Annotated in this window: 16 protein-coding genes; 6 read left to right on the top strand and 10 right to left on the bottom strand. The window is 70.3% G+C overall.

The genetic code is table 11. The features are described from left to right. Nucleotides 1–20 precede the first annotated feature (20 nt). Complete coding sequence (locus tag OG906_RS25545; RefSeq protein WP_329448131.1) at nucleotides 21–989, top strand: COX15/CtaA family protein; 969 nt, start codon at nucleotides 21–23, stop codon at nucleotides 987–989. Between the two features lie 78 nt (nucleotides 990–1,067). Here the strand turns inward: OG906_RS25545 and OG906_RS25540 are convergent, their stop codons facing one another. The 3 genes from OG906_RS25540 to OG906_RS25530 form a co-directional block, all read right to left on the bottom strand. Then, nucleotides 1,068–2,189 carry an amidohydrolase family protein gene (locus tag OG906_RS25540; RefSeq protein WP_267796538.1) on the bottom strand — a complete coding sequence of 374 codons (1,122 nt, stop codon included), beginning with the start codon at nucleotides 2,187–2,189 and terminating at the stop codon, nucleotides 1,068–1,070. Between the two features lie 94 nt (nucleotides 2,190–2,283). Beyond that, the gene (locus OG906_RS25535; protein WP_267796537.1) at nucleotides 2,284–2,643 is read right to left on the bottom strand and encodes a hypothetical protein; all 360 of its coding nucleotides are present in this window, start codon (nucleotides 2,641–2,643) and stop codon (nucleotides 2,284–2,286) included. Between the two features lie 24 nt (nucleotides 2,644–2,667). Then, nucleotides 2,668–3,609, bottom strand: coding sequence for a heme o synthase (locus OG906_RS25530; protein ID WP_267796535.1), 942 nt, complete (start codon nucleotides 3,607–3,609; stop codon nucleotides 2,668–2,670). A gap of 294 nt (nucleotides 3,610–3,903) precedes the next feature. Between OG906_RS25530 and tkt the strand changes: the two genes are divergently transcribed. The 5 genes from tkt (at nucleotide 3,904) to pgl (ending at nucleotide 10,607) form a co-directional block, all read left to right on the top strand. Continuing rightward, nucleotides 3,904–5,991 carry a transketolase gene (gene tkt, locus OG906_RS25525; RefSeq protein WP_329446066.1) on the top strand — a complete coding sequence of 696 codons (2,088 nt, stop codon included), beginning with the start codon at nucleotides 3,904–3,906 and terminating at the stop codon, nucleotides 5,989–5,991. A gap of 35 nt (nucleotides 5,992–6,026) precedes the next feature. Then, a complete protein-coding gene (gene tal, locus OG906_RS25520) occupies nucleotides 6,027–7,145 on the top strand; it encodes a transaldolase (protein ID WP_329446065.1) in 1,119 nt (372 codons plus the stop codon). Nucleotides 7,146–7,150: 5 nt separating this feature from the next. Next, nucleotides 7,151–8,677, top strand: a complete 1,527-nt coding sequence (zwf, locus tag OG906_RS25515) for a glucose-6-phosphate dehydrogenase (RefSeq protein ID WP_371591348.1) — start codon at nucleotides 7,151–7,153, stop codon at nucleotides 8,675–8,677. Further along, entirely contained in the window at nucleotides 8,674–9,726 is a 1,053-nt protein-coding gene (gene opcA, locus OG906_RS25510) for a glucose-6-phosphate dehydrogenase assembly protein OpcA (protein ID WP_329446062.1), read from the top strand. Before zwf ends, opcA begins: the two co-directional genes overlap by 4 nt. A gap of 98 nt (nucleotides 9,727–9,824) precedes the next feature. Beyond that, entirely contained in the window at nucleotides 9,825–10,607 is a 783-nt protein-coding gene (pgl, locus tag OG906_RS25505; protein WP_267796529.1) for a 6-phosphogluconolactonase, read from the top strand. 58 nt (nucleotides 10,608–10,665) lie between these two features. Here the strand turns inward: pgl and pgi are convergent, their stop codons facing one another. The 7 genes from pgi to OG906_RS25470 form a co-directional block, all read right to left on the bottom strand. After that, nucleotides 10,666–12,321, bottom strand: a complete 1,656-nt coding sequence (gene pgi / locus OG906_RS25500) for a glucose-6-phosphate isomerase (RefSeq protein ID WP_329448130.1) — start codon at nucleotides 12,319–12,321, stop codon at nucleotides 10,666–10,668. A gap of 176 nt (nucleotides 12,322–12,497) precedes the next feature. After that, nucleotides 12,498–12,833, bottom strand: a complete 336-nt coding sequence (locus OG906_RS25495; RefSeq protein ID WP_007263454.1) for an RNA polymerase-binding protein RbpA — start codon at nucleotides 12,831–12,833, stop codon at nucleotides 12,498–12,500. Nucleotides 12,834–13,004: 171 nt separating this feature from the next. Further along, nucleotides 13,005–13,235 carry a preprotein translocase subunit SecG gene (gene secG, locus OG906_RS25490; RefSeq protein ID WP_267796636.1) on the bottom strand — a complete coding sequence of 77 codons (231 nt, stop codon included), beginning with the start codon at nucleotides 13,233–13,235 and terminating at the stop codon, nucleotides 13,005–13,007. Nucleotides 13,236–13,370: 135 nt separating this feature from the next. After that, nucleotides 13,371–14,147, bottom strand: coding sequence for a triose-phosphate isomerase (gene tpiA, locus OG906_RS25485; RefSeq protein ID WP_053681606.1), 777 nt, complete (start codon nucleotides 14,145–14,147; stop codon nucleotides 13,371–13,373). Nucleotides 14,148–14,153: 6 nt separating this feature from the next. Beyond that, complete coding sequence (locus tag OG906_RS25480) at nucleotides 14,154–15,365, bottom strand: phosphoglycerate kinase (protein WP_329446059.1); 1,212 nt, start codon at nucleotides 15,363–15,365, stop codon at nucleotides 14,154–14,156. Between the two features lie 151 nt (nucleotides 15,366–15,516). Then, nucleotides 15,517–16,521, bottom strand: a complete 1,005-nt coding sequence (gene gap / locus OG906_RS25475) for a type I glyceraldehyde-3-phosphate dehydrogenase (RefSeq protein WP_267796527.1) — start codon at nucleotides 16,519–16,521, stop codon at nucleotides 15,517–15,519. A 220-nt stretch (nucleotides 16,522–16,741) separates the two neighbouring features. After that, a complete protein-coding gene (locus tag OG906_RS25470; RefSeq protein WP_329446057.1) occupies nucleotides 16,742–19,705 on the bottom strand; it encodes a M14 family metallopeptidase in 2,964 nt (987 codons plus the stop codon). Nucleotides 19,706–19,753 lie beyond the last annotated feature (48 nt).

Below are 19,753 nucleotides of genomic sequence, written 5' to 3'. Positions count from 1 at the left end.
TGCACAAGGGGCGGCATACGATAGGGGCCGTGTTGACCCCTCTCTCCTTCATCGCCGGCCGCTGGACCCCGTCACCCCGGACCGTCCGGCGGGCCGCGCTCGCCGCGCTCGTCATGAGCGTGGTCATCGTCGTCACCGGCGGCGCGGTGCGGCTGACCGGATCCGGTCTCGGCTGCGACACCTGGCCCAAGTGCACCGACGAAAGCCTCATCGTGACCCGGGAACAGGGCTTCCACGGGGCGATCGAGTTCGGCAACCGCATGCTGACGTACGTGCTCTGCGCCGCCGTCGGCTGGGCCATCGTCGCCGCCCGTTCGACGAAGCCGTGGCGCCGTTCCCTGTCCCGGTTGGGCTGGCTCCAGTTCGCCATCGTGATGGGCAACGCCGTGCTCGGCGGCATCACCGTCCTGACGGGGCTCAACCCGTACAGCGTGGCCGGGCACTTCCTGCTCGCCACCTCGCTGATCACGGTGACGACGATCACCTGGCAGCGCGCCGCCGAGGGCGACTCCCCGGCCCGGCCGCGGGTGCCCGCCCCGGTGCGCAGGCTCTCCTGGACGCTGGTCGCCACCACCCTGGTCCTGATCGCCGCCGGCACGGTGGTCACCGGGTCCGGTCCGCACGCGGGTGACAGCAGCGAGATCAAGCGGATGCCGTTCGACTGGGCGGCCACCGCCCACGTGCACGCCATCGCCGCCTGGGTGGTGTGCGCGCTCGCCGTCGCGATGTGGCTGGTGCTGCGCGTGGTCGACGCCCCCGTCGACACTCGGGCGCGCGCCCGCGACCTGCTGATCGTGCTGCTCGCCCAGGGCGCCATCGGCTACGTGCAGTTCTTCACCCAGGTGCCCGAGGCCCTGGTCGCCGCCCACATGCTGGGCTCCTGCCTGGTGTGGATCGCGGTGCTCCGCGTCGCGCTGAGCCTGCGCGAGCGGCCCGCGGACCAGGCCGGGATCCCGGCCCAGGGCGACCCGCTGCTCGCCGCCGTCTGAGCCCGCCCGGTCCGCCCGAGCTCCGCTCGGCCCGGGCCCGGGTCCGTCGACGGCCCGGGCCGTCGCGGGCCGGGCCGCTCAGGCGCGTTCGTCCAGCCGGTAGACGCGCCGGGCGTTCCCCGCCGCGATCATGGCCGCGACCCGGTCCGCGTCCTGCCGGGACCAGGACCCGTCGGCGACCCAGCCACCGAGCACGTCCTGGAGCGCCTGCCGGAAGACCAGGGCGCCGACGGCGTGCAGCTCGGGCAGCCTGCGACCGCCGCTGGAGAACATCAGCTTCCCGAAGGGGGCGGTCTCCAGCAGTTCGGCCAGTACCGTCGCCGCCCGCGCACCGGTCTGCGAGAGGACCGCGCCCAGGTCGGCGTACACGTGGGGGAAGGCGGACGCCAGGCGCGCCGAGTGGCGGTGGTACGGATAGCCGCCGAGCAGGACCAATCGGGTCCCGAGGCCCGCGGTGGCCCGTACGAAGTCGGTCAGCAGGGCCGGATCGGCCCGCCCCGGGTACTCCGCCGGCTCCCCCGCGCCCGTGTGCAGCTGGATCGGCAGCCCGGACGCCACCGCGCTCCACAGCAGGTGCCGCAGGAGCACCGGGTCCCGTACCGCCTCGCCCTTGGCCCGACGGGCCAGCCACCGCCCGGCCGCCCCGTGCACCTCACCGGGACCGGGCGGCTCGGGGGCGAAGGCCAGCACGGCGGGGTATCCGGCGGCATCCCCGCAGCTGAAGGCCGCGGCCCCGGCGGCGGCGTGCTGGAGGGCCTCGACGAGGTGGGAGAGGAAGGCGGTGACGGTCCCGGAGGTGTCGGCGACCTGCTCGGCCAGCAGTTCGAGCCGTACGATCTCGAAGGCCTCGGCGTCGCCGGCGAGGGACAGTTCCTTGGGCCCGGTGACGTCCCCGGGAACCCCCGTGTCGACCAGGTAGGCGGCGACCCGGGAGCCGCGCAGGAGACGTTTGCCGGCCTCGACGACCCCGAGCTCGCGCCGGCGGGCCAGGTAGCGGGCGGGCGTGCAGTGGGGCTCAAGCCCCAGCAGCGGCGGACACCAGCGGCGCACGGCGAAGCCGGTCTGGGTGTCGAAGAAGGTGGTGCCTGCGGCGGGCGGGCCGGCAGAGCTGATCAGCTGGGCCTCGAAGGTGCCGAGGCCCAGCTCCGTGCGGAGCACTCCCTGGCAGTACTGGTCCACCAGGGGCGGCGTTTCGATCATCCGGTCATCCCGTTGCGGACGTGAGGAAGGCGCTTCCACACGTCCTAACGGGTGAGCGGGGTGTGAGGTGTTGCTCGGGCTGTTGACCGAGCCCTCAGAATCCGGGATTGGCGGGTCCGCCCATCTGGATGCCGGCCATCCGGGTCCACTCGTAGGGCCCGGTCCGCACGCGCGCGGCGAACTCGCCGTCGAACTCCTCGTGCAGGGTCAGCCCGGCCTTCTCGGCGGCCAGCTCGGCCACGCCGTAGGTCGGGGCCACCAGGTCGCCCCAGCCCCCGTCGGTGCCCACGAGGACGATCCGGGTGCCGGCCTGGCCGATGTGGGCCAGCTGACCCTCGGCGCCGCCGTGCTGCTTGGCGAACGCGCCGATCTGCCGGGCCAGCTTCGCGGCGGTGCGGTCCTGCTTCTTGTCCGGCGTGGCCGGGGTGACCGGGGTGTCTGCGGTGTCTGCCATGACTCGCATGCTACCGACGAGTAATCACTTGAGGAAGGGATCCACGGCGACGGCGACGAAGAGCAGCGACACATAGGTGATCGACCAGTGGAACAGTCGCATCTCCTTCAGCTTCGCGCCCGTCACGCCCGACTTGGCCCGCGCGTTCAGCGCGTGCGCCTCCCACAGCCACCAACCGCCGGCCACCAGCGCCACCGTCGTGTAGAACCAGCCGGTGTAGCCGAGCGGGGTCAGCAGCAGCGAGACCGCCACCATCACCCAGCTGTAGAGGACGATCTGGCGCGCCACGACCTTGTTGCCCGCCACGACCGGCAGCATCGGCACGCCGGCCCGCGCGTAGTCGTCCTTGACCTTCATGGACAGCGGCCAGTAGTGCGGCGGCGTCCAGAAGAAGATGACGAGGAACAGGATGATCGCGGCCCAGGAGACCTCGTTCTTCACCGCGGACCAGCCGATGAGCACCGGCATGCAACCGGCGATGCCGCCCCAGACGATGTTCTGCGCGGTGCGCCGCTTCAACAGCATCGTGTAGACCACGACGTAGAAGAGGAGCGCGCCGAGCGACAGGGCCGCGGACAGCCAGTTGACGAGGAGCCCGAAGAAGAGGGTGGAGACCACCGCGAGGCCGAGGCCGAAGGCCAGGCACTCACGCGGGCTCACCATGCCGGTCACCAACGGCCGCTGCGCCGTACGGTCCATCAACGCGTCGATGTCGCGGTCGATGTACATGTTCAGCGCGTTCGCGCCACCGGCCGAGAGGTAACCGCCGAAGCAGGTCGCGAGCACCAGCCAGAGGGAGGGGACGCCCCCCTCGGCCAGGAACATCACCGGCACTGTGGTGATCAGCAGAAGTTCGATGATCCGAGGCTTGGTCAAAGCCACGAATGCCATGGCCCTGGCCCCGAACGGCCGGTGACCGGGGCTCGTCCCGAGCACCGCCGCTGGACGGGATTCGACGGCCGTCACGCACACCCCTGAGAGAGAATCCAGCAAGCTCCGACTCGCACTCTTCAGGCGTGAAAGTCCGGTAAAGGCTTGCGCGTACCACGCCACTCTAGACGTTGCTCTTGTGTCGCCCTGCGCGGGGGTCGCCTCGTGTTGGGCCGATCGGCCCGAGCCCAGGTGAACACCAGTGGCCAACCAGGCGACGCACTACCGGCACTCGAATAGCCGCACGCCCCGGCGGGGGTAGGCTCGGAATCGCGCCGGTGCACCGTTCGTCACCGGGAAACGACATGTGGAGAGGAGCCCTGACAAACGGTGAGCACCAAGCCGACCACCACAGAGCTCGAGTGGACCGAACTGGACCAGCGGGCCGTCGACACCGCCCGCATCCTGGCCGCCGACGCGGTACAGAAGGTCGGGAACGGCCACCCCGGTACGGCGATGAGCCTGGCCCCCGCCGCGTACACCCTTTTCCAGAAGGTCATGCGGCACGACCCGGCCGACCCCGAATGGGTCGGGCGTGACCGCTTCGTGCTCTCCGCAGGGCACTCGTCCCTGACCCTCTACACCCAGCTCTACCTGGCCGGTTTCGGCCTGGAGCTGGCTGACCTGGAGGCGTTCCGCACCTGGGGCTCCAAGACCCCCGGTCACCCGGAGTACGGACACACCAAGGGCGTCGAGACGACCACCGGCCCGCTGGGCCAGGGCGTCGCCAACGCGGTGGGCATGGCCATGGCCGCCCGCTACGAACGCGGTCTGTTCGACCCGGAGGCCGCCCCGGGCACCTCCCCGTTCGACCACATGATCTACGCGATCGCCGGCGACGGCTGCCTCCAGGAGGGCATCTCGCACGAGGCGTCCTCGCTGGCCGGCCACCAGAAGCTCGGCAACCTCGTGCTGCTGTGGGACGACAACCACATCTCCATCGAGGGCGACACGGAGACGGCCGTCTCCGAGGACACCCTCGCGCGCTACGAGGCCTACGGCTGGCACGTCCAGCGCGTCGCCCCGCAGGAGAGCGGCGACCTGGACCCGAAGGCGCTGTTCGCCGCGCTGGAGGCCGCCAAGGCCGAGACCGGGCGCCCGTCGTTCATCGCGATGCGCTCGATCATCGCCTGGCCCGCCCCGCACGCCCAGAACACCGAGGCCGCGCACGGCTCGGCCCTCGGCGCCGACGAGGTCGCGGCCACCAAGCGCGTGCTGGGCTTCGACCCGGAGAAGAGCTTCGACGTCGCCGACGAGGTCCTCGCCCACACGCGCGAGGCGCTCGACCGGGGCCGCGAGGTCAAGGCCGCGTGGGAGAAGGACTTCTCCGCCTGGCGCACCTCCAACCCGAAGCGCGCGGCCGAGTTCGACCGCATCAACGCCAACGAGCTGCCCGAGGGCTGGGAGGAGAAGCTCCCCGTCTTCGAGACCGGCAAGGGCGTCGCCACCCGCGCCGCGTCCGGCAAGGTCCTGGAGGCCCTCGGCGCGGTCATCCCGGAGCTGTGGGGCGGCTCGGCCGACCTCGCCGGCTCCAACAACACCACCATCGACAAGAACTCCTCGTTCCTGCCGGTGGGCAACCCGCTCCCGGGCGCCCAGCCGTACGGCCGCACGATCCACTTCGGGATCCGCGAGCACGCCATGGCCGCGGCCATGAACGGCATCGCGCTGCACGGCCACACCCGCATCTACGGCGGCACGTTCCTGACGTTCTCCGACTACATGCGCAACGCGGTCCGCCTCTCCGCGCTGATGCACGTGCCGGTCACCTACGTGTGGACGCACGACTCCGTCGGTCTCGGCGAGGACGGCCCGACGCACCAGCCGGTCGAGCACGTCGCCTCGCTGCGCGCCATCCCGGGCCTGAACGTGGTCCGCCCGGCGGACGCGAACGAGACCGTCGTCGCCTGGCGCGAGATCCTCCGGCGCCACACCAAGGTGTTCGGCAAGGGTGCCCCGCACGGTCTGGCGCTGACCCGCCAGGGCGTGCCCACCTACGAGCTGAACGAGAACGCCGCCAAGGGCGGGTACGTCCTCCTCGACGCCGAGGGCGGCGAGCCGCAGGTGATCCTCATCGGCACCGGCTCCGAGGTCCAGCTCGCCGTCGGCGCCCGCGAGGCGCTCCAGGCCGAGGGCATCCCGACCCGCGTGGTCTCGATGCCGTCCGTCGAGTGGTTCGAGGAGCAGGACCAGGCGTACAAGGACAGCGTCCTGCCGCCCGCCGTCAAGGCGCGCGTCGCCGTCGAGGCCGGCATCGGTCTGACCTGGCACCGCTACGTCGGCGACGCCGGCCGGATCGTGTCGCTGGAGCACTTCGGCGCCTCCGCCGACGGCGCCCTGCTGTTCCGCGAGTTCGGTCTGACGGCCGAGGCCGTCACCGCCGCCGCCCAGGAATCCCTCACCGCCGCCGCGCGCTGACACCGGTACACGAACCAGTAGGAGATGCAATTCCCATGACAGACGCACTCAAGCGCCTCTCCGACGAGGGCGTGGCGATCTGGCTGGACGACCTGTCCCGCAAGCGCATCACGTCCGGCAACCTCGCCGAGCTCATCGACCAGCAGCACGTCGTCGGTGTCACCACCAACCCGTCGATCTTCCAGAAGGCGATCAGCAGCGGCGACGGTTACGAGCAGCAGCTCGCCGACCTCGCGGCCCGCAAGGTCACCGTCGAAGAGGCGATCCGCATGATCACGACGGTGGACGTCCGCGACGCCGCCGACATCCTGCGCCCCGTGTTCGACGCGACGGAGGGTCAGGACGGCCGGGTCTCGATCGAGGTCGACCCCCGGCTGGCCCACAACACCACGGCGACCGTCGCCGAGGCCAAGCAGCTCGCCTGGCTGGTGGACCGCCCGAACACGCTCATCAAGATCCCGGCGACCAAGGCCGGCCTGCCGGCGATCACCGAGGTCATCGGCCGGGGCATCAGCGTCAACGTCACGCTGATCTTCTCGCTGGAGCGCTACCGCGAGGTCATGGAGGCCTACCTGGCGGGTCTGGAGAAGGCCAAGGCCGCCGGCCTGGACCTCGCCAAGATCCACTCGGTCGCCTCGTTCTTCGTGTCCCGCGTGGACTCCGAGATCGACAAGCGCCTCGACGACCTCGGCACCGACGAGGCCAAGGCCCTGAAGGGCAAGGCGGCCCTCGCCAACGCCCGTCTGGCCTACGAGGCCTTCGAGGAGGTCTTCGCCGGTGAGCGCTGGGCCGCCCTGGACAAGGCGCACGCGAACAAGCAGCGTCCGCTGTGGGCCTCGACCGGCGTCAAGGACCCGGCCTACAAGGACACCCTGTACGTGGTGGACCTGGTCGCCCCCGGCACCGTGAACACCATGCCGGAAGCCACCATGGAGGCCACCGCCGACCACGGCGAGGTCACCGGCGACACCATCCGCGGCACCTACGAGCAGTCGCGCGCCGAGCTCGACGCGGTCGCGAAGCTGGGCATCTCGTACGACGATGTCGTTCAGCTGCTGGAAGACGAGGGCGTCGAGAAGTTCGCGGTGTCCTGGAACGACCTGCTGAAGTCGACCGAGGCGGAACTCGTGCGCCTTGCCCCCACGGAGGCCTGAACACTTTGTCTGTGAACGGAGCGAACCCGCTTCGTGACGCACAGGACCGGCGGCTCCCGCGCATCGCGGGGCCGTCCGGCCTGGTCATTTTCGGCGTTACGGGTGACCTGTCGCGCAAGAAGCTGATGCCTGCCGTCTACGACCTCGCCAACCGCGGCCTGCTCCCGCCGGGCTTCTCGCTCATCGGGTTCGCCCGGCGCGAGTGGCAGGACGAGGACTTCGCCCAGGAGGTGCACGACGCGGTCAAGGAGCACTCGCGCACTCCCTTCCGTGAGGAGGTGTGGCAACAGCTCGTCCAGGGCTGCCGCTTCGTCCAGGGCGACTTCGACGACGACGCGGCCTTCGAGACGCTGAAGGCCACGATCGAGGAACTCGACAAGGCCCAGGGCACCGGCGGGAACTTCGCCTTCTACCTCTCGGTTCCGCCGAAGTTCTTCCCCAAGGTGGTCCAGCAGCTCAAGGACCACGGTCTGGCGCAGAAGGAAGGCTCGTGGCGGCGCGCCGTCATCGAGAAGCCCTTCGGCCACGACCTGAAGAGCGCGGAAGAGCTCAACAAGGTCGTCCACGAGGTCTTCCCCCGTGACGAGGTCTTCCGGATCGACCACTACCTCGGCAAGGAGACCGTCCAGAACATCCTGGCGCTCCGCTTCGCCAACACCATGTTCGAGCCGATCTGGAACCGGTCGTACGTCGACCACGTGCAGATCACCATGGCGGAGGACATCGGCATCGGCGGCCGGGCCGGGTACTACGACGGCATCGGCGCCGCCCGTGACGTGATCCAGAACCACCTGCTCCAGCTGCTCGCGCTCACGGCGATGGAGGAGCCCGGCTCCTTCCACCCGAAGGCGCTGGTGGCGGAGAAGCTCAAGGTGCTGACCGCCGTGGAGCTGCCCGAGGACCTGGGCAAGCACACCGTGCGCGGCCAGTACTCGGCGGCCTGGCAGGGCGGCGAGAAGGTCGTCGGGTACCTCGAAGAGGACGGCATCGACCCCAAGTCGAAGACCGACACCTACGCGGCCATCCGTCTGGAGATCAACAACCGTCGCTGGGCGGGCGTCCCGTTCTACCTGCGGACCGGCAAGCGCCTGGGCCGTCGGGTGACCGAGATCGCGGTGGTCTTCAAGCGGGCCCCGTACCTCCCGTTCGAGTCGGGCGCGACCGAGGAGCTGGGGCAGAACGCCCTGGTCATCCGGGTCCAGCCGGACGAGGGCGTGACGGTCCGCTTCGGCTCCAAGGTGCCCGGCACCTCCATGGAGGTCCGGGACGTCACGATGGACTTCGCCTACGGCGAGTCCTTCACGGAGTCCAGCCCCGAGGCCTACGAGCGGCTGATCCTCGACGTCCTGCTGGGTGACGCGAACCTCTTCCCGCGTCACCAGGAGGTCGAGCTCTCCTGGAACATCCTCGACCCGATCGAGCAGTACTGGGACAAGCACGGCAAGCCCGCGCAGTACCCGGCGGGCACCTGGGGACCGGTCGAGGCGGACGAGATGCTCGCACGAGACGGACGGAGCTGGCGCCGGCCATGAAGATCGACCTTACGGAGACCACCTCCAGCAAGATCAACGCCGCGTTGGTGCAGGCACGCCGGGACATCGGCACGCCGGCCATCGGCATGGTCCTCACGCTGGTGATCGTGACCGACGAGGAGAACGCGTACGACGCGCTCAAGTCGGCGAACGACGCATCCCACGAGCACCCCTCGCGGATCATCGTCGTGGTCAAGCGGATCAGCCGCTCGCCGCGCAGTCGCCGCGACGCCCGTCTCGACGCGGAGATCCGGGTCGGGGCGGACGCCGGCTCCGGCGAGACGGTCGTGCTCCGCATGCACGGCGAACTGGTCAACCACGCCCAGTCGGTGGTTCTCCCGCTCCTGCTGCCCGACGCCCCCGTGGTGGTCTGGTGGCCGGAGGGCGCTCCGGCGGACCTGGCGGGCGACCCGCTGGGCTCGCTGGGACAGCGCCGGATCACGGACACGTACGCCTCCGAGAGTCCGATCGCCGCGCTCGGCAGCCGGGCCAAGGCGTACGCGCCGGGTGACACGGACCTGTCCTGGACCCGGATCACCCCGTGGCGTTCGATGCTGGCCGCGGCGCTCGACCAGCAGAGTCGCGTCTCCGTCGTCTCGGCGACCGTCGAGGGCGAGGACGACAACCCGAGCTGCGAGCTGCTGGCCATGTGGCTGGCGGACCGTCTGGGCGTACCGGTCAAGCGCACCCACTCCGGCGGCCCCGGCCTCACGGCCGTCCGGCTGGAGACCACGGACGGCGTGATCGTCCTGGACCGGGCGGACGGGGCGCTGGCGACGCTGTGCATGCCGGGTCAGCCCGACCGCGCGGTGGCGCTCAAGCGTCGTGACACGGCCGAGCTGCTGGCGGAGGAACTGCGCCGGCTGGACCCGGACAACACGTACGAGGCCTCGCTGAAGTTCGGCGTGGACCGGCTGGACGCGAAGAAGGCTCCGGCCGGCTCGTCGGAGGCTTCCGCCGGCAAGGCGCAGGACCCCGCGGCCAAGGCCGAGGCGCCCGCGAAGCCGGCGGGCAAGGCCCCGGCCAAGAAGGCCTCGGCCAAGCAGTGACGCACCACGGCCGCCGGTCGGACGCCCGCGAGGGGGTCCGACCGGCGGCCGAGCCATTTCCCCGCAGCAACGAGCAAGAAGGCGGCACGCACATGGGTATGACGACTCCCCAGGTCGTCGTCCACCGGGACAAGGAGCTGATGGCCCAGGCCGCGGCGGCCCGGCTCATCACGAAGATCGTGGACGCGCAGGCGGCCCGCGGCAGCGCCTCGGTGGTGCTGACCGGCGGCCGCAACGGCAACGGTCTGCTCGCGGCGCTGGCGGCCGCTCCGGCCCGGGACGCGATCGACTGGTCGCGGCTGGACCTGTGGTGGGGCGACGAGCGGTACGTCCCCGCCGACGACCCCGAGCGCAATCACGTCCAGGCCCGCGAGGCGCTCCTGGACGCGGTGCCGGTCGATCCGGCGCGCGTCCACGTCATGCCGGCCTCGGACGGCCCGTACGGGGCGGACGTCGACGCCGCCGCCGCGGCCTACGCGGCGGAACTCGCCAAGGCGGCGGGTCCGGAGGACCACGGCCCGGTCCCCCGCTTCGACGTGCTGATGCTGGGCGTCGGCCCGGACACCCACGTGGCGTCGCTGTTCCCGGAGCACCCGGCGTCCCGCGAGACCGAGCGCACGGTGGTCGGTGTGCACGGCGCCCCGAAGCCGCCGCCGACCCGGGTCTCGCTGACCCTTCCGGCGATCCGGGCGGCCCGCGAGGTCTGGCTGCTGGCGGCGGGCGAGGACAAGGCGGGCGCGGTGGCGCTCGCGCTCGGCGGCGCGGGCGACGTCCAGGCCCCGGCGGCGGCGGCCTACGGGCGCAGCCGCACCCTGTGGCTCCTCGACCGCGCGGCGGCGGCCAAGCTGCCGTCGGACATGTACCCGCCGGCGTCGGCCTGACCTTCCGCGTCCGAACGGCGGGGGTGCGGGGGCCGGGCCCCCCCACCCCCGCCCCGGATCAGGACCGGCCGCGCAGCGAGCGGTACGTCGCGACGAGGGCCCGCGTCGAGGCGTCGAAGCCCTCCACGTCCGCCCCTTCGGTCAGCGCCGGCTCCACCCGCTTGGCGAGCACCTTGCCGAGTTCGACTCCCCACTGGTCGAAGGAGTCGATGTTCCACACCGCGCCCTGGACGAACACCTTGTGCTCGTACAGGGCGATCAGCTGCCCCAGTACGCCGGGGGTCAGTTCGGTCGCGAGGATCGTCGTCGTGGGGTGGTTGCCCGCGAACGTCTTGTGGGCGACCAGCGCCTCGTCGACGCCCTCCGCCCGGACCTCCTCGGCGGTCTTGCCGAAGGCCAGGGCCTGCGTCTGCGCGAAGAAGTTCGCCATCAGCAGGTCGTGTTGGGCCTTCAGCGGCGCGGAGAGTTCCGCCACCGGCCGGGCGAAGCCGATGAAGTCCGCCGGGATCAGCTTCGTTCCCTGGTGGATCAACTGGTAGTACGCGTGCTGCCCGTTCGTGCCGGGCGTGCCCCACACCACCGGTCCGGTCTGCCAGTCCACCGGGTTGCCGTCCCGGTCCACCGACTTGCCGTTGGACTCCATGTCCAGCTGCTGGAGGTAGGCCGTGAACCGCGACAGGTAGTGGCTGTACGGCAGCACCGCGTGCGACTGCGCGTCGAAGAACCCGCCGTACCAGACCCCCAACAGGCCCATCAGCAGCGGCGCGTTCTCCTCCGGCGGCGCGGTCCGGAAGTGCCGGTCCATGGCCGCGAAGCCGTCCAGCATCTCCCGGAAGGCGTCCGGGCCGATCGCGATCATCAGCGAGAGGCCGATCGCGGAGTCGAAGGAGTAACGCCCGCCGACCCAGTCCCAGAACTCGAACATGTTGGCCGGGTCGATGCCGAACCCGGTGACCTTCTCGGCGTTGGTGGACAGCGCCACGAAGTGCCGTGCCACGGCGCTCTGGTCACCGCCCAGCCCCGCGAGCAGCCAGTCCCGCGCCGAGGTGGCGTTGGTGATGGTCTCGATCGTGGTGAAGGTCTTCGACGCGATGATGAACAGCGTCTCCGCCGGGTCGAAGTCCCGTACCGCCTCGTGCAGGTCGGCGCCGTCCACGTTGGAGACGAAACGCAGCGTCAGCCCGCGGTCGGCGAAGGCGCGCAGCGCCTCGTACGCCATCGCCGGGCCCAGGTCGGAGCCGCCGATGCCGATGTTGACGACGTTCTTGATGCGCTTGCCGGTGAAGCCCGTCCACTTGCCCGACCTGACCTGGTCGGAGAACGCGGCCATCTTGTCGAGGACGGCGTGCACGTCGGGGACGACGTTCTCGCCGTCCACCTCGATCACCGCGTCCCTCGGGGCGCGCAGAGCGGTGTGCAGGACCGCCCTGTCCTCCGTCGTGTTGATCTTCTCGCCGCGGAACATCGCATCGCGCAGCTCGGCCACACCGGTCGCCGAGGCCAGTGCGCGCAGCAGCGCGAGCGTCTCGTCCGTCACGAGGTGCTTCGAGTAGTCGATGTGCAGGTCGCCGACCCGCAGCGTGTAGCCGGTGCCCCTGCCCGGATCCGCCTCGAACAGCTCCCGCAGATGCGTCTGCCCCAGCTCTTCCCGGTGCTTGCCGAGTGCGAGCCACTCGGGTGTCCGGTTCAGCCTCGTACGGGTGTCTGCGTTCATCTCGGACATCAACCCACTTCTTCCGTCCTGTCGTGCCCCGCCACGCCCCAACCTAAGGGATGTGAAGGGGGCCAACACGCACAAAGGGGCCCGGCCCGCGGGTTCGTGTCCTCCGCGGGGCCGGGCCCCAAGTCACTCTTGAGTGCGAACCGGCCGGAGGCCGAGGTTCGAACGGTTCAGATCTCGCCGCGCAACTTGGCGAGGGCTTCGGCGAGGATCGCCTCGCCGTCGGCGTCGGTGCGCCGCTCCCGCACGTACGCCAGGTGCGTCTTGTACGGTTCGGTGCGCGGCGGAGCCGGCGGGTTGTCCCGGTCCTGGCCTGCCGGGAACCCGCAGCGCGGGCAGTCCCAGGTGTCCGGCACCTGCGCGTCGCTGGCGAAGCTGGGCTGTGTCTCGTGCCCGTTCGAGCACCAGAAGGAGATGCGCAGGCGGGGCGCGGACTCACCGCGCTCGGCCTCGCCCATCGGCCCCGCTCCGACCCGACTGCCACGGATCGCGTTGCCACTTGCCACGGTCGTAACTCCCTGCGTGATGGTGCCGCGGAGTGCGAGGGGAGGTCCGCTGCCGCGGGCGCCCGAGTCACGGAAGACCGGGCGACCGTCCAGGAACTGGAAGGACCGCCCCCGCAAAGGCCCATGATAGGCCGGGGAGAGCCCGCCGGACCGCCGGAATGGCCGGAACGGTCAGCTGGTCGACTTCATCATCAGACCGAGCGTCACGATGCAGGCGAACCAGAGCAGACCGATCACGACGGTGATGCGGTCCAGGTTGCGCTCGGCGACCGAGGAACCGCCGACCGACGACTGCATGCCGCCGCCGAACATGTCGGAAAGGCCGCCGCCCTTGCCCTTGTGCATCAGCACGAGCAGCATCAGCAGGGCGCTGAAGACGATCAGGGCGATCGAGAACCCCATAATCACGGCTGATTCCTACTTTCTGGCTTTTCCGGGATGTGCGCGGGGGCCAGTGGCTGGTGGTTCAGCCTCCTGGCCCCCGCAAGGGTACGACGGATCCGCCCTACCGCATACTCGCTGCGATGGTCACACCGGTCACTGGTCCCGGAACCGGACGATCTTGACGAACTCGTCCACGTCCAGCGCGGCGCCGCCGATGAGCGCGCCGTCGACATCGGGCTGCGCCATGATCGCGGCGATGTTGCCGGACTTCACCGAGCCGCCGTACTGGATGCGGACCTTGTCGGCCAGCTCCTGGGAGTACAGCTCGGCGAGGCGGCCGCGGATCGCCCCGCAGACCTCCTGCGCGTCCTCGGGGGTGGCGACCTCACCGGTGCCGATGGCCCACACGGGCTCGTACGCGATGACGATGGACTCGACCTGCTCGGCCGGTACGTCCTTCAGTCCGCCGTCGACCTGGGCCAGCGTGTGCGGGACCTGCTCGCCGGCCTTGCGGACGTCCAGGCCCTCGCCGACGCAGAGGATCGGGGTGATCCCGTGCTTGAAGGCGGCCTTGACCTTGGCGTTGCAGATCTCGTCGTTCTCGCCGTGGTACTGGCGGCGCTCGCTGTGGCCGACGGCCACGAACGCGCACTTCAGCTTCGACAGCATGGGGCCGGAGATCTCGCCGGTGTAGGCACCGGAGTCGTGCGCCGAGATGTCCTGGGCGCCGTACTTGATCTTCAGCTTGTCGCCGTCGACCAGGGTCTGGACCGAACGCAGGTCGACGAAGGGCGGCAGCACCGCGACCTCGACGGCGTCGTAGTCCTTGTCGGCCAGGGCGAACGCGAGCTTCTGGACGTGCGCGATGGCCTCGAGGTGGTTGAGGTTCATCTTCCAGTTGCCCGCCATCAGCGGGGTACGCGAAGTCACTTTGGTTCAGACCTCCAGTGCGGCGATGCCGGGGAGCGTCTTGCCCTCGAGGTATTCGAGGGAGGCGCCGCCACCGGTCGAGATGTGGCCGAAAGCGTTCTCGTCGAAGCCGAGCGTGCGCACGGCGGCGGCGGAGTCCCCGCCGCCGACCACGGTGAACGCGTCGCTGTCGACGAGGGCCTGCGCGATCGCGCGGGTGCCGCCGGCGTAGTCGGGGTGCTCGAAGACGCCCACGGGACCGTTCCAGAAGACGGTCTCCGCGTCGGCGATCTTCGACGCGTACAGCTCGCGGGTCTTGGGACCGATGTCCAGACCCTCCTTGTCGGCGGGGATCTTGTCCGCGTCGACGGTGATGAACTCCGCGGGGGTCTTGCCCTTGAGGTCGGGGAAGTCCGTGGAGGCGAGGATGTCGACGGGGAGGACCAGTTCGACGCCGTTGGCCTCGGCGCGCTCCATGTACTCCTTGACGACGTCCACCTGGTCCTTCTGGAGCAGGGAGATGCCGACCTCGTGGCCCTTGGCGTGGAGGAAGGTGTAGGCCATGCCGCCGCCGATGAGGAGGCGGTCGGCCTTGCCGAGCAGCTCGTCGATGACGGCGAGCTTGTCGGAGACCTTGGCGCCGCCGAGGATGACCACGTACGGGCGCTTGACCTCGGCGGTCAGCTTCTTGAGGACGTCGATCTCGGCGGCGATGAGGTAGCCGACCGCGTGCGGCAGGCGCGCGGGGAGGTCGAAGACCGAGGCGTGCTTGCGGTGCACGGCGCCGAAGCCGTCGCCGACGTAGACGTCGGCGAGCTCGGCGAGCCGGTCCGCGAAGGCGCCGCGCTCGGCGTCGTCCTTCGAGGTCTCGCCGGCGTTGAAGCGCAGGTTCTCGATGAGGGCGACCTCGCCGTCGGCGAGCGCCGCGACGGTCTCCTTGGCGGAGGCACCGACGGTGTCCGTGGCGAACGCGACGTTCTTGCCGAGCAGTTCGCCGAGGCGGACCGCGGCCGGGGCCAGCGAGAAGGCCGGGTCCGGGGCGCCCTTGGGACGGCCCAGGTGCGAGGCCACGACCACGCGGGCGCCGGCTTCGGCGAGCTTCGCGATGGTCGGCTGGACGGCGCGGATGCGGCCGTCGTCGGTGATCTTGCCTTCGGCCAGCGGCACGTTGAGGTCGGCCCGGACGAAGACCCGCTTGCCGGAGACGCCCTCGGCGAGAAGTTCGTCGATCGTCTTCATGTGTCTTTCTGCTCCTTTTCCCCACGCAGGGCCTTGTGCCCGTGCGGGGCGAGAGGGACGAGGCAAGCCACAGGGCCCGCACAGCGCTTCATCGCGCTGCCCGAGCCCTGTGCCTACATCGTGGTGCCTTGCCCTGAAACCTTGGTGACCCTTAGAGCCGCTCGCCGACGAACACGGTCAGGTCGACGAGGCGGTTGGAGTAGCCCCACTCGTTGTCGTACCAGCCGATGACCTTGACCTGCTTGCCCTGAACCATGGTCAGGGAGGAGTCGAAGGTGCAGGAGTACGGCCAGTTCACGATGTCGGAGGAGACGATCGCGTCCTCGGTGTAGTCCAGGATGCCCTTGAGCTGACCCTCGGAGGCCTTCTGGAACGCGGCGTTGACCTCGTCCTTGGTGACCTCGCGCTCCAGCTCGATGACCAGGTCGGTCACGGAACCGGTGGGGACCGGGACGCGCATCGCGATGCCGTCGAGCTTGCCCGCCAGCTCCGGGATGACCAGCGCGGTGGCCTTGGCGGCACCGGTGGTGGTCGGGATGATGTTCTCGGCGGCGGCGCGGGCGCGACGCAGGTCCGAGTGCGGGAAGTCCAGGATGCGCTGGTCGTTCGTGTACGCGTGGACCGTCGTCATCATGCCCTTGACGATGCCGAAGTTCTCCAGGAGAACCTTGGCCATCGGCGCCACACAGTTGGTGGTGCAGGAGGCGTTGGAGATGACGTGGTGGTTGGCCGCGTCGTACTTGTCCTGGTTGACGCCCATCACGATCGTGATGTCCTCGTCCTTGGCCGGAGCCGAGATGAGGACCTTCTTCGCGCCGGCCGCGATGTGCTTGGCGGCGTCGGCCTTCTTCGTGAAGATGCCGGTCGACTCGATGACGATGTCGGCACCCAGCTCGCCCCAGGGGAGGTTCGCGGGGTCGCGCTCGGCGAAGGTCTTGAAGGTGTTGCCGCCCACCGTGATGGTGTCGGCGGTGTGGGAGACCTCGTGCTTGAGGCGGCCCAGGATGGTGTCGTACTTGAGCAGGTGCACCAGGGTGGAATTGTCAGTCAGGTCGTTGACACCGACGATCTCGATGTCCGCTCCCTGCTCCAGGAGCGCACGGAAGTAGTTGCGGCCAATTCGGCCAAAACCGTTGATGCCTACGCGGATCGTCACGAACCGATCTCCTCGTTGGTGCGCCGGCCTGTCCGCCGGCGAGCTGTATGGGATGTCCCCGACCGCTTACGACCCTACCTCTCCGTGAGCTTCGGAGTGACATCGGCCGGGGACTGACACACCCTTGTCCGCCAGGGAGGTCCTGCACCGCAAGCGCCGGCGCGGGACCTCCGGGACCTTCGCCCCCGTCACTCACGGTGAGCGTCGGGAGGGGTGCGGCTCAGTGGTTCAGTGAACGGAGCGCCTTACCGACGAGTACGGCTCGGTCCTTCGCGGTCGGCAGGTGTTCCAGGCCGAAACCGACCAGAACGGTGTCACGCGTAGTCACCGCCGCGTAGGACGTGAACAGCTCCCCGGACCGGGACCAATCGCCCGGAACGTCGGGGCTTCCGGCAGGTGCGGGCCCGGCGCCCCAGGCGCCCAGCGAGGTCTCGAAGCCCTCGACGGCCTGGTCGGCTCCGGCCACGTTCAGCCGCGCCTCGTCCGCGAAGACGCCGCGGCCGCCCGATCCCGGGTCGGTGACGTAGGACAGCGAGACCTCGACGGTCTTGCCGGCGTACGCGCTCAGGTCGAAGGAGACCTGCTTCCAGCCGCCGGAGGATCCGGTGAAGCTGTTCCAGGCCCCGCTGGTGCCCTGCGGGGCGCAGCCGCCGCCGTCGAGCGTCAGGTAGTGGCGCAGGAACGGGTGGCCGTTCAGCAGGAACCCTCCCTCGCACTCGGTCGGGACCGCTGCGCTGGTCAGGCCGTTCGCCTCGGGCAGGGTCGTCCAGTCCTCGCCGCCGGCCGTGCGGGCCTCCAGGGCGGCGTGGTCGTAGCCCTCCTCGGTGTTCCAGTTCAGGGCCATGCGCAGGGCTGGCTTGTCGGCGGCGGAGACCTTGGTGAGGTCCACGGTCCGGGTCAGCCGCTTCCAGTCGTCGTCGGTGTGCAGGGCCGAGGCCATGCCGGCGCCGGCGTAGGGGGCGTACGGGTTGACGACCCCGGCGTACTGGCCCGCCTGGGCGCTCTTGAACCGCGGGAACTGCGCGGCCGGCAGGGTGTCCGAGGTGACGGTGTAGGAGCCTGGCGCGTTCAGCGGGTTGCCCGCCGCGTCCCCGAGGCCGCCCGTGGCCCCGGCGAGGCCGCCGGCTCCGGTGAAGCCGGTGGGGGCGCTCACGCCGGCCCGGCCGTAGGCGCCGAGCCAGTACTGGCTGAAGTCGTTGGTGACGGCGGGGCCGACCTGGGCGTTGCCGCCGGCCAGTTCGCCGGCCTCGATCAGCTTGCCGCCCTCGTTGAGGAAGTCGCGGATCGCCAGCTGGGTGTCACCGCCGGGGCTCTTGGCTCCCGTGTAGTGGACGGCCGTGCGGAAGTGCGAGAGGACTCCGAGGGGGTGCGGGGTGCCCTGGACGGCGACGTCCCAGACGGCGGCGGACCGCCCGTTGGCGCGCAGCGCGTCGACGTACGTCCGCGCGTGCTGTGCCGGGGCGCCCTCCTCGGCGATCACCAGGACGTCCGCCCGGGGCCGCTCGGCCACGGTGTACGTGAAGTGCTCGCTGGAGACCCGCTTGCCGGAGCGGTCGCGGCCGGTGAACCAGACCTCGACCTTGTCGCCGGGCCTGGCGCCGTCGACCTTGGCCCGGTACTCGTCGAACCAGTTGTTGTCCTCGCCGCCGTAGGTCTCGCCGCCCTTCCAGGCATTGAGTCCCTCGTCGTGGGTGCGGCCGCCGTTGATCCGGAAGTTGAGTTCCTTGTCCTTGAGCGCCTTGCGGGCGGTGACGGCCACCGTCTGGTCCTCGCCGCGGGCGACGTAGGACGTGGCGAACGGGTCCACGGTGAAGTCGGCGGCCTTCAGCCCGACGGAGGAGGCCGGCTGGTCGGGGCGCGCGGCGCTCTCGCCGACGGCGAGCGCGAAGGGGACGTTCTTGGCGAACTCGGCCTGGATCAGCTTCTCGTCGTCCGGGAAGTTGAATCCGGAGGCGCAGTCCTCGGGCTTCCACCGGTCGTTCGGGTCGCTCGCGGCGGCCGTCTGACAGGTGGTCATCTCCGGCGTGAACATCATGACGCCGTTGACGTTGCCGGCGTGTCCGTCGGCCTCGCCGTTCGTGGTGTACAGCTCGGAGGAGAGCTGTGGATAGTAGCCGGGGACGGCAGGGTTCTCGGGGGTCCCGGCGAGCGCCTTGTAGGCGACGTCGTCGGGGGTCGGGGTGGCCACCTGCCAGCCGACTCCGTAGAGGAGCAGTTCGGACGCGGAGTGGTAGTTGATGGCGTACTCGAAGCCGATGCGCTTCTCGAACCGGTCGAGCGCCGCGGTCTCGGGCTCGGAGCCGGCCTTGGGGCCGCGGTAGGTCTCGCTCGCCTCGTTCGGCGAGGAACCCTCGTTGTCGTAGCCCCACTTGTAGGGGAAGTTGCGGTTGAGGTCGACGCCGTCGCCGGCCGTGATCTTTCCGTCGCCGTTGTTGTCGTGCAGGTTCTTGCGCCACAGGCGGGCGGAGTCGGCGGTGAAGGTGTGGTCGTAGCCGTCCGGGTTGGCGGAGAGCAGGAACCACAGCTCGGTGTTGTCGACCAGCCTGGTGATCCGGGCGTCCTTGCCGTAGCCGTCGAGGGTCTGGTGCATCAGCCGCCGGGTCATCTCGGGGGTGATCCACTCGCGGGCGTGCTGGTTCGACATGTACAGGACGGCGGGCTTGTCGCCGTCCTTGGCCTTCTTGGCGTTCTTGGTGACCTTGAGGGCGAGGATGTCCTTGCCCTGGACGGTCTTGCCGATGGAGACGACCTTGGTGAGCGCCGGGTTCTCCTGCGCGGTGCGGAGGATCTCCTCCTGGAGGCCGCCCTTTCCGCTGTACGGGCGGAACACCCCGTCGCCGGCGGCCTTCGCGCGGGCCGTCGCGCCGGCGGCGATCCTGCGCTCGACCGGCTTCACGCCGCGGGCCGCGAGTTCCTTCGCCTGGCCGGCGGTCAGGAACAACTCGACCTTGGCGGTCCCGTGCTCGGGCGCCCGTTCGGCGAGTTCGTGGGCGTCCTGGCCGGCGGCGAGGACCAGCGGGACCTGTTCGCGGGTGATGTCCGCGTCGTAGACCCGCACCTCGTCGGAGGCGGCGGATCCGTCCTCCGCGGTGGGCTGCGCCTGGGCCGCGACGGGCAGTGCGGCCAGTGTGGTTCCGAAGACGAGTGCGCTTGCGGCGAGGATCGATCTCGCGCGGTGCCTCATGTGCCCCCCTGGGCGTCGTCTGCCACGAAAGCGTTCGGACGACAGGCT

Origin of the sequence: Streptomyces sp. NBC_01426 (genome assembly GCF_036231985.1) — a bacterium.
Lineage (GTDB): Bacteria > Actinomycetota > Actinomycetes > Streptomycetales > Streptomycetaceae > Streptomyces.
This window is presented reverse-complemented; position numbering and strand designations above follow the sequence as displayed.

Bases quoted from the DNA above. Each gene is read 5' to 3' on its own strand.
- OG906_RS25480 (WP_329446059.1), bottom strand. From the start codon at position 15,365: ATGAAGACGATCGACGAACTTCTCGCCGAGGGCGTCTCCGGCAAGCGG.
- pgl (WP_267796529.1), top strand. From the start codon at position 9,825: ATGACGACTCCCCAGGTCGTCGTCCACCGGGACAAGGAGCTGATGGCC.
- tal (WP_329446065.1), top strand. From the start codon at position 6,027: ATGACAGACGCACTCAAGCGCCTCTCCGACGAGGGCGTGGCGATCTGG.
- OG906_RS25470 (WP_329446057.1), bottom strand. From the start codon at position 19,705: ATGAGGCACCGCGCGAGATCGATCCTCGCCGCAAGCGCACTCGTCTTC.
- opcA (WP_329446062.1), top strand. From the start codon at position 8,674: ATGAAGATCGACCTTACGGAGACCACCTCCAGCAAGATCAACGCCGCG.
- OG906_RS25540 (WP_267796538.1), bottom strand. From the start codon at position 2,189: ATGATCGAAACGCCGCCCCTGGTGGACCAGTACTGCCAGGGAGTGCTC.
- pgi (WP_329448130.1), bottom strand. From the start codon at position 12,321: ATGAACGCAGACACCCGTACGAGGCTGAACCGGACACCCGAGTGGCTC.
- secG (WP_267796636.1), bottom strand. From the start codon at position 13,235: ATGGGGTTCTCGATCGCCCTGATCGTCTTCAGCGCCCTGCTGATGCTG.
- OG906_RS25535 (WP_267796537.1), bottom strand. From the start codon at position 2,643: ATGGCAGACACCGCAGACACCCCGGTCACCCCGGCCACGCCGGACAAG.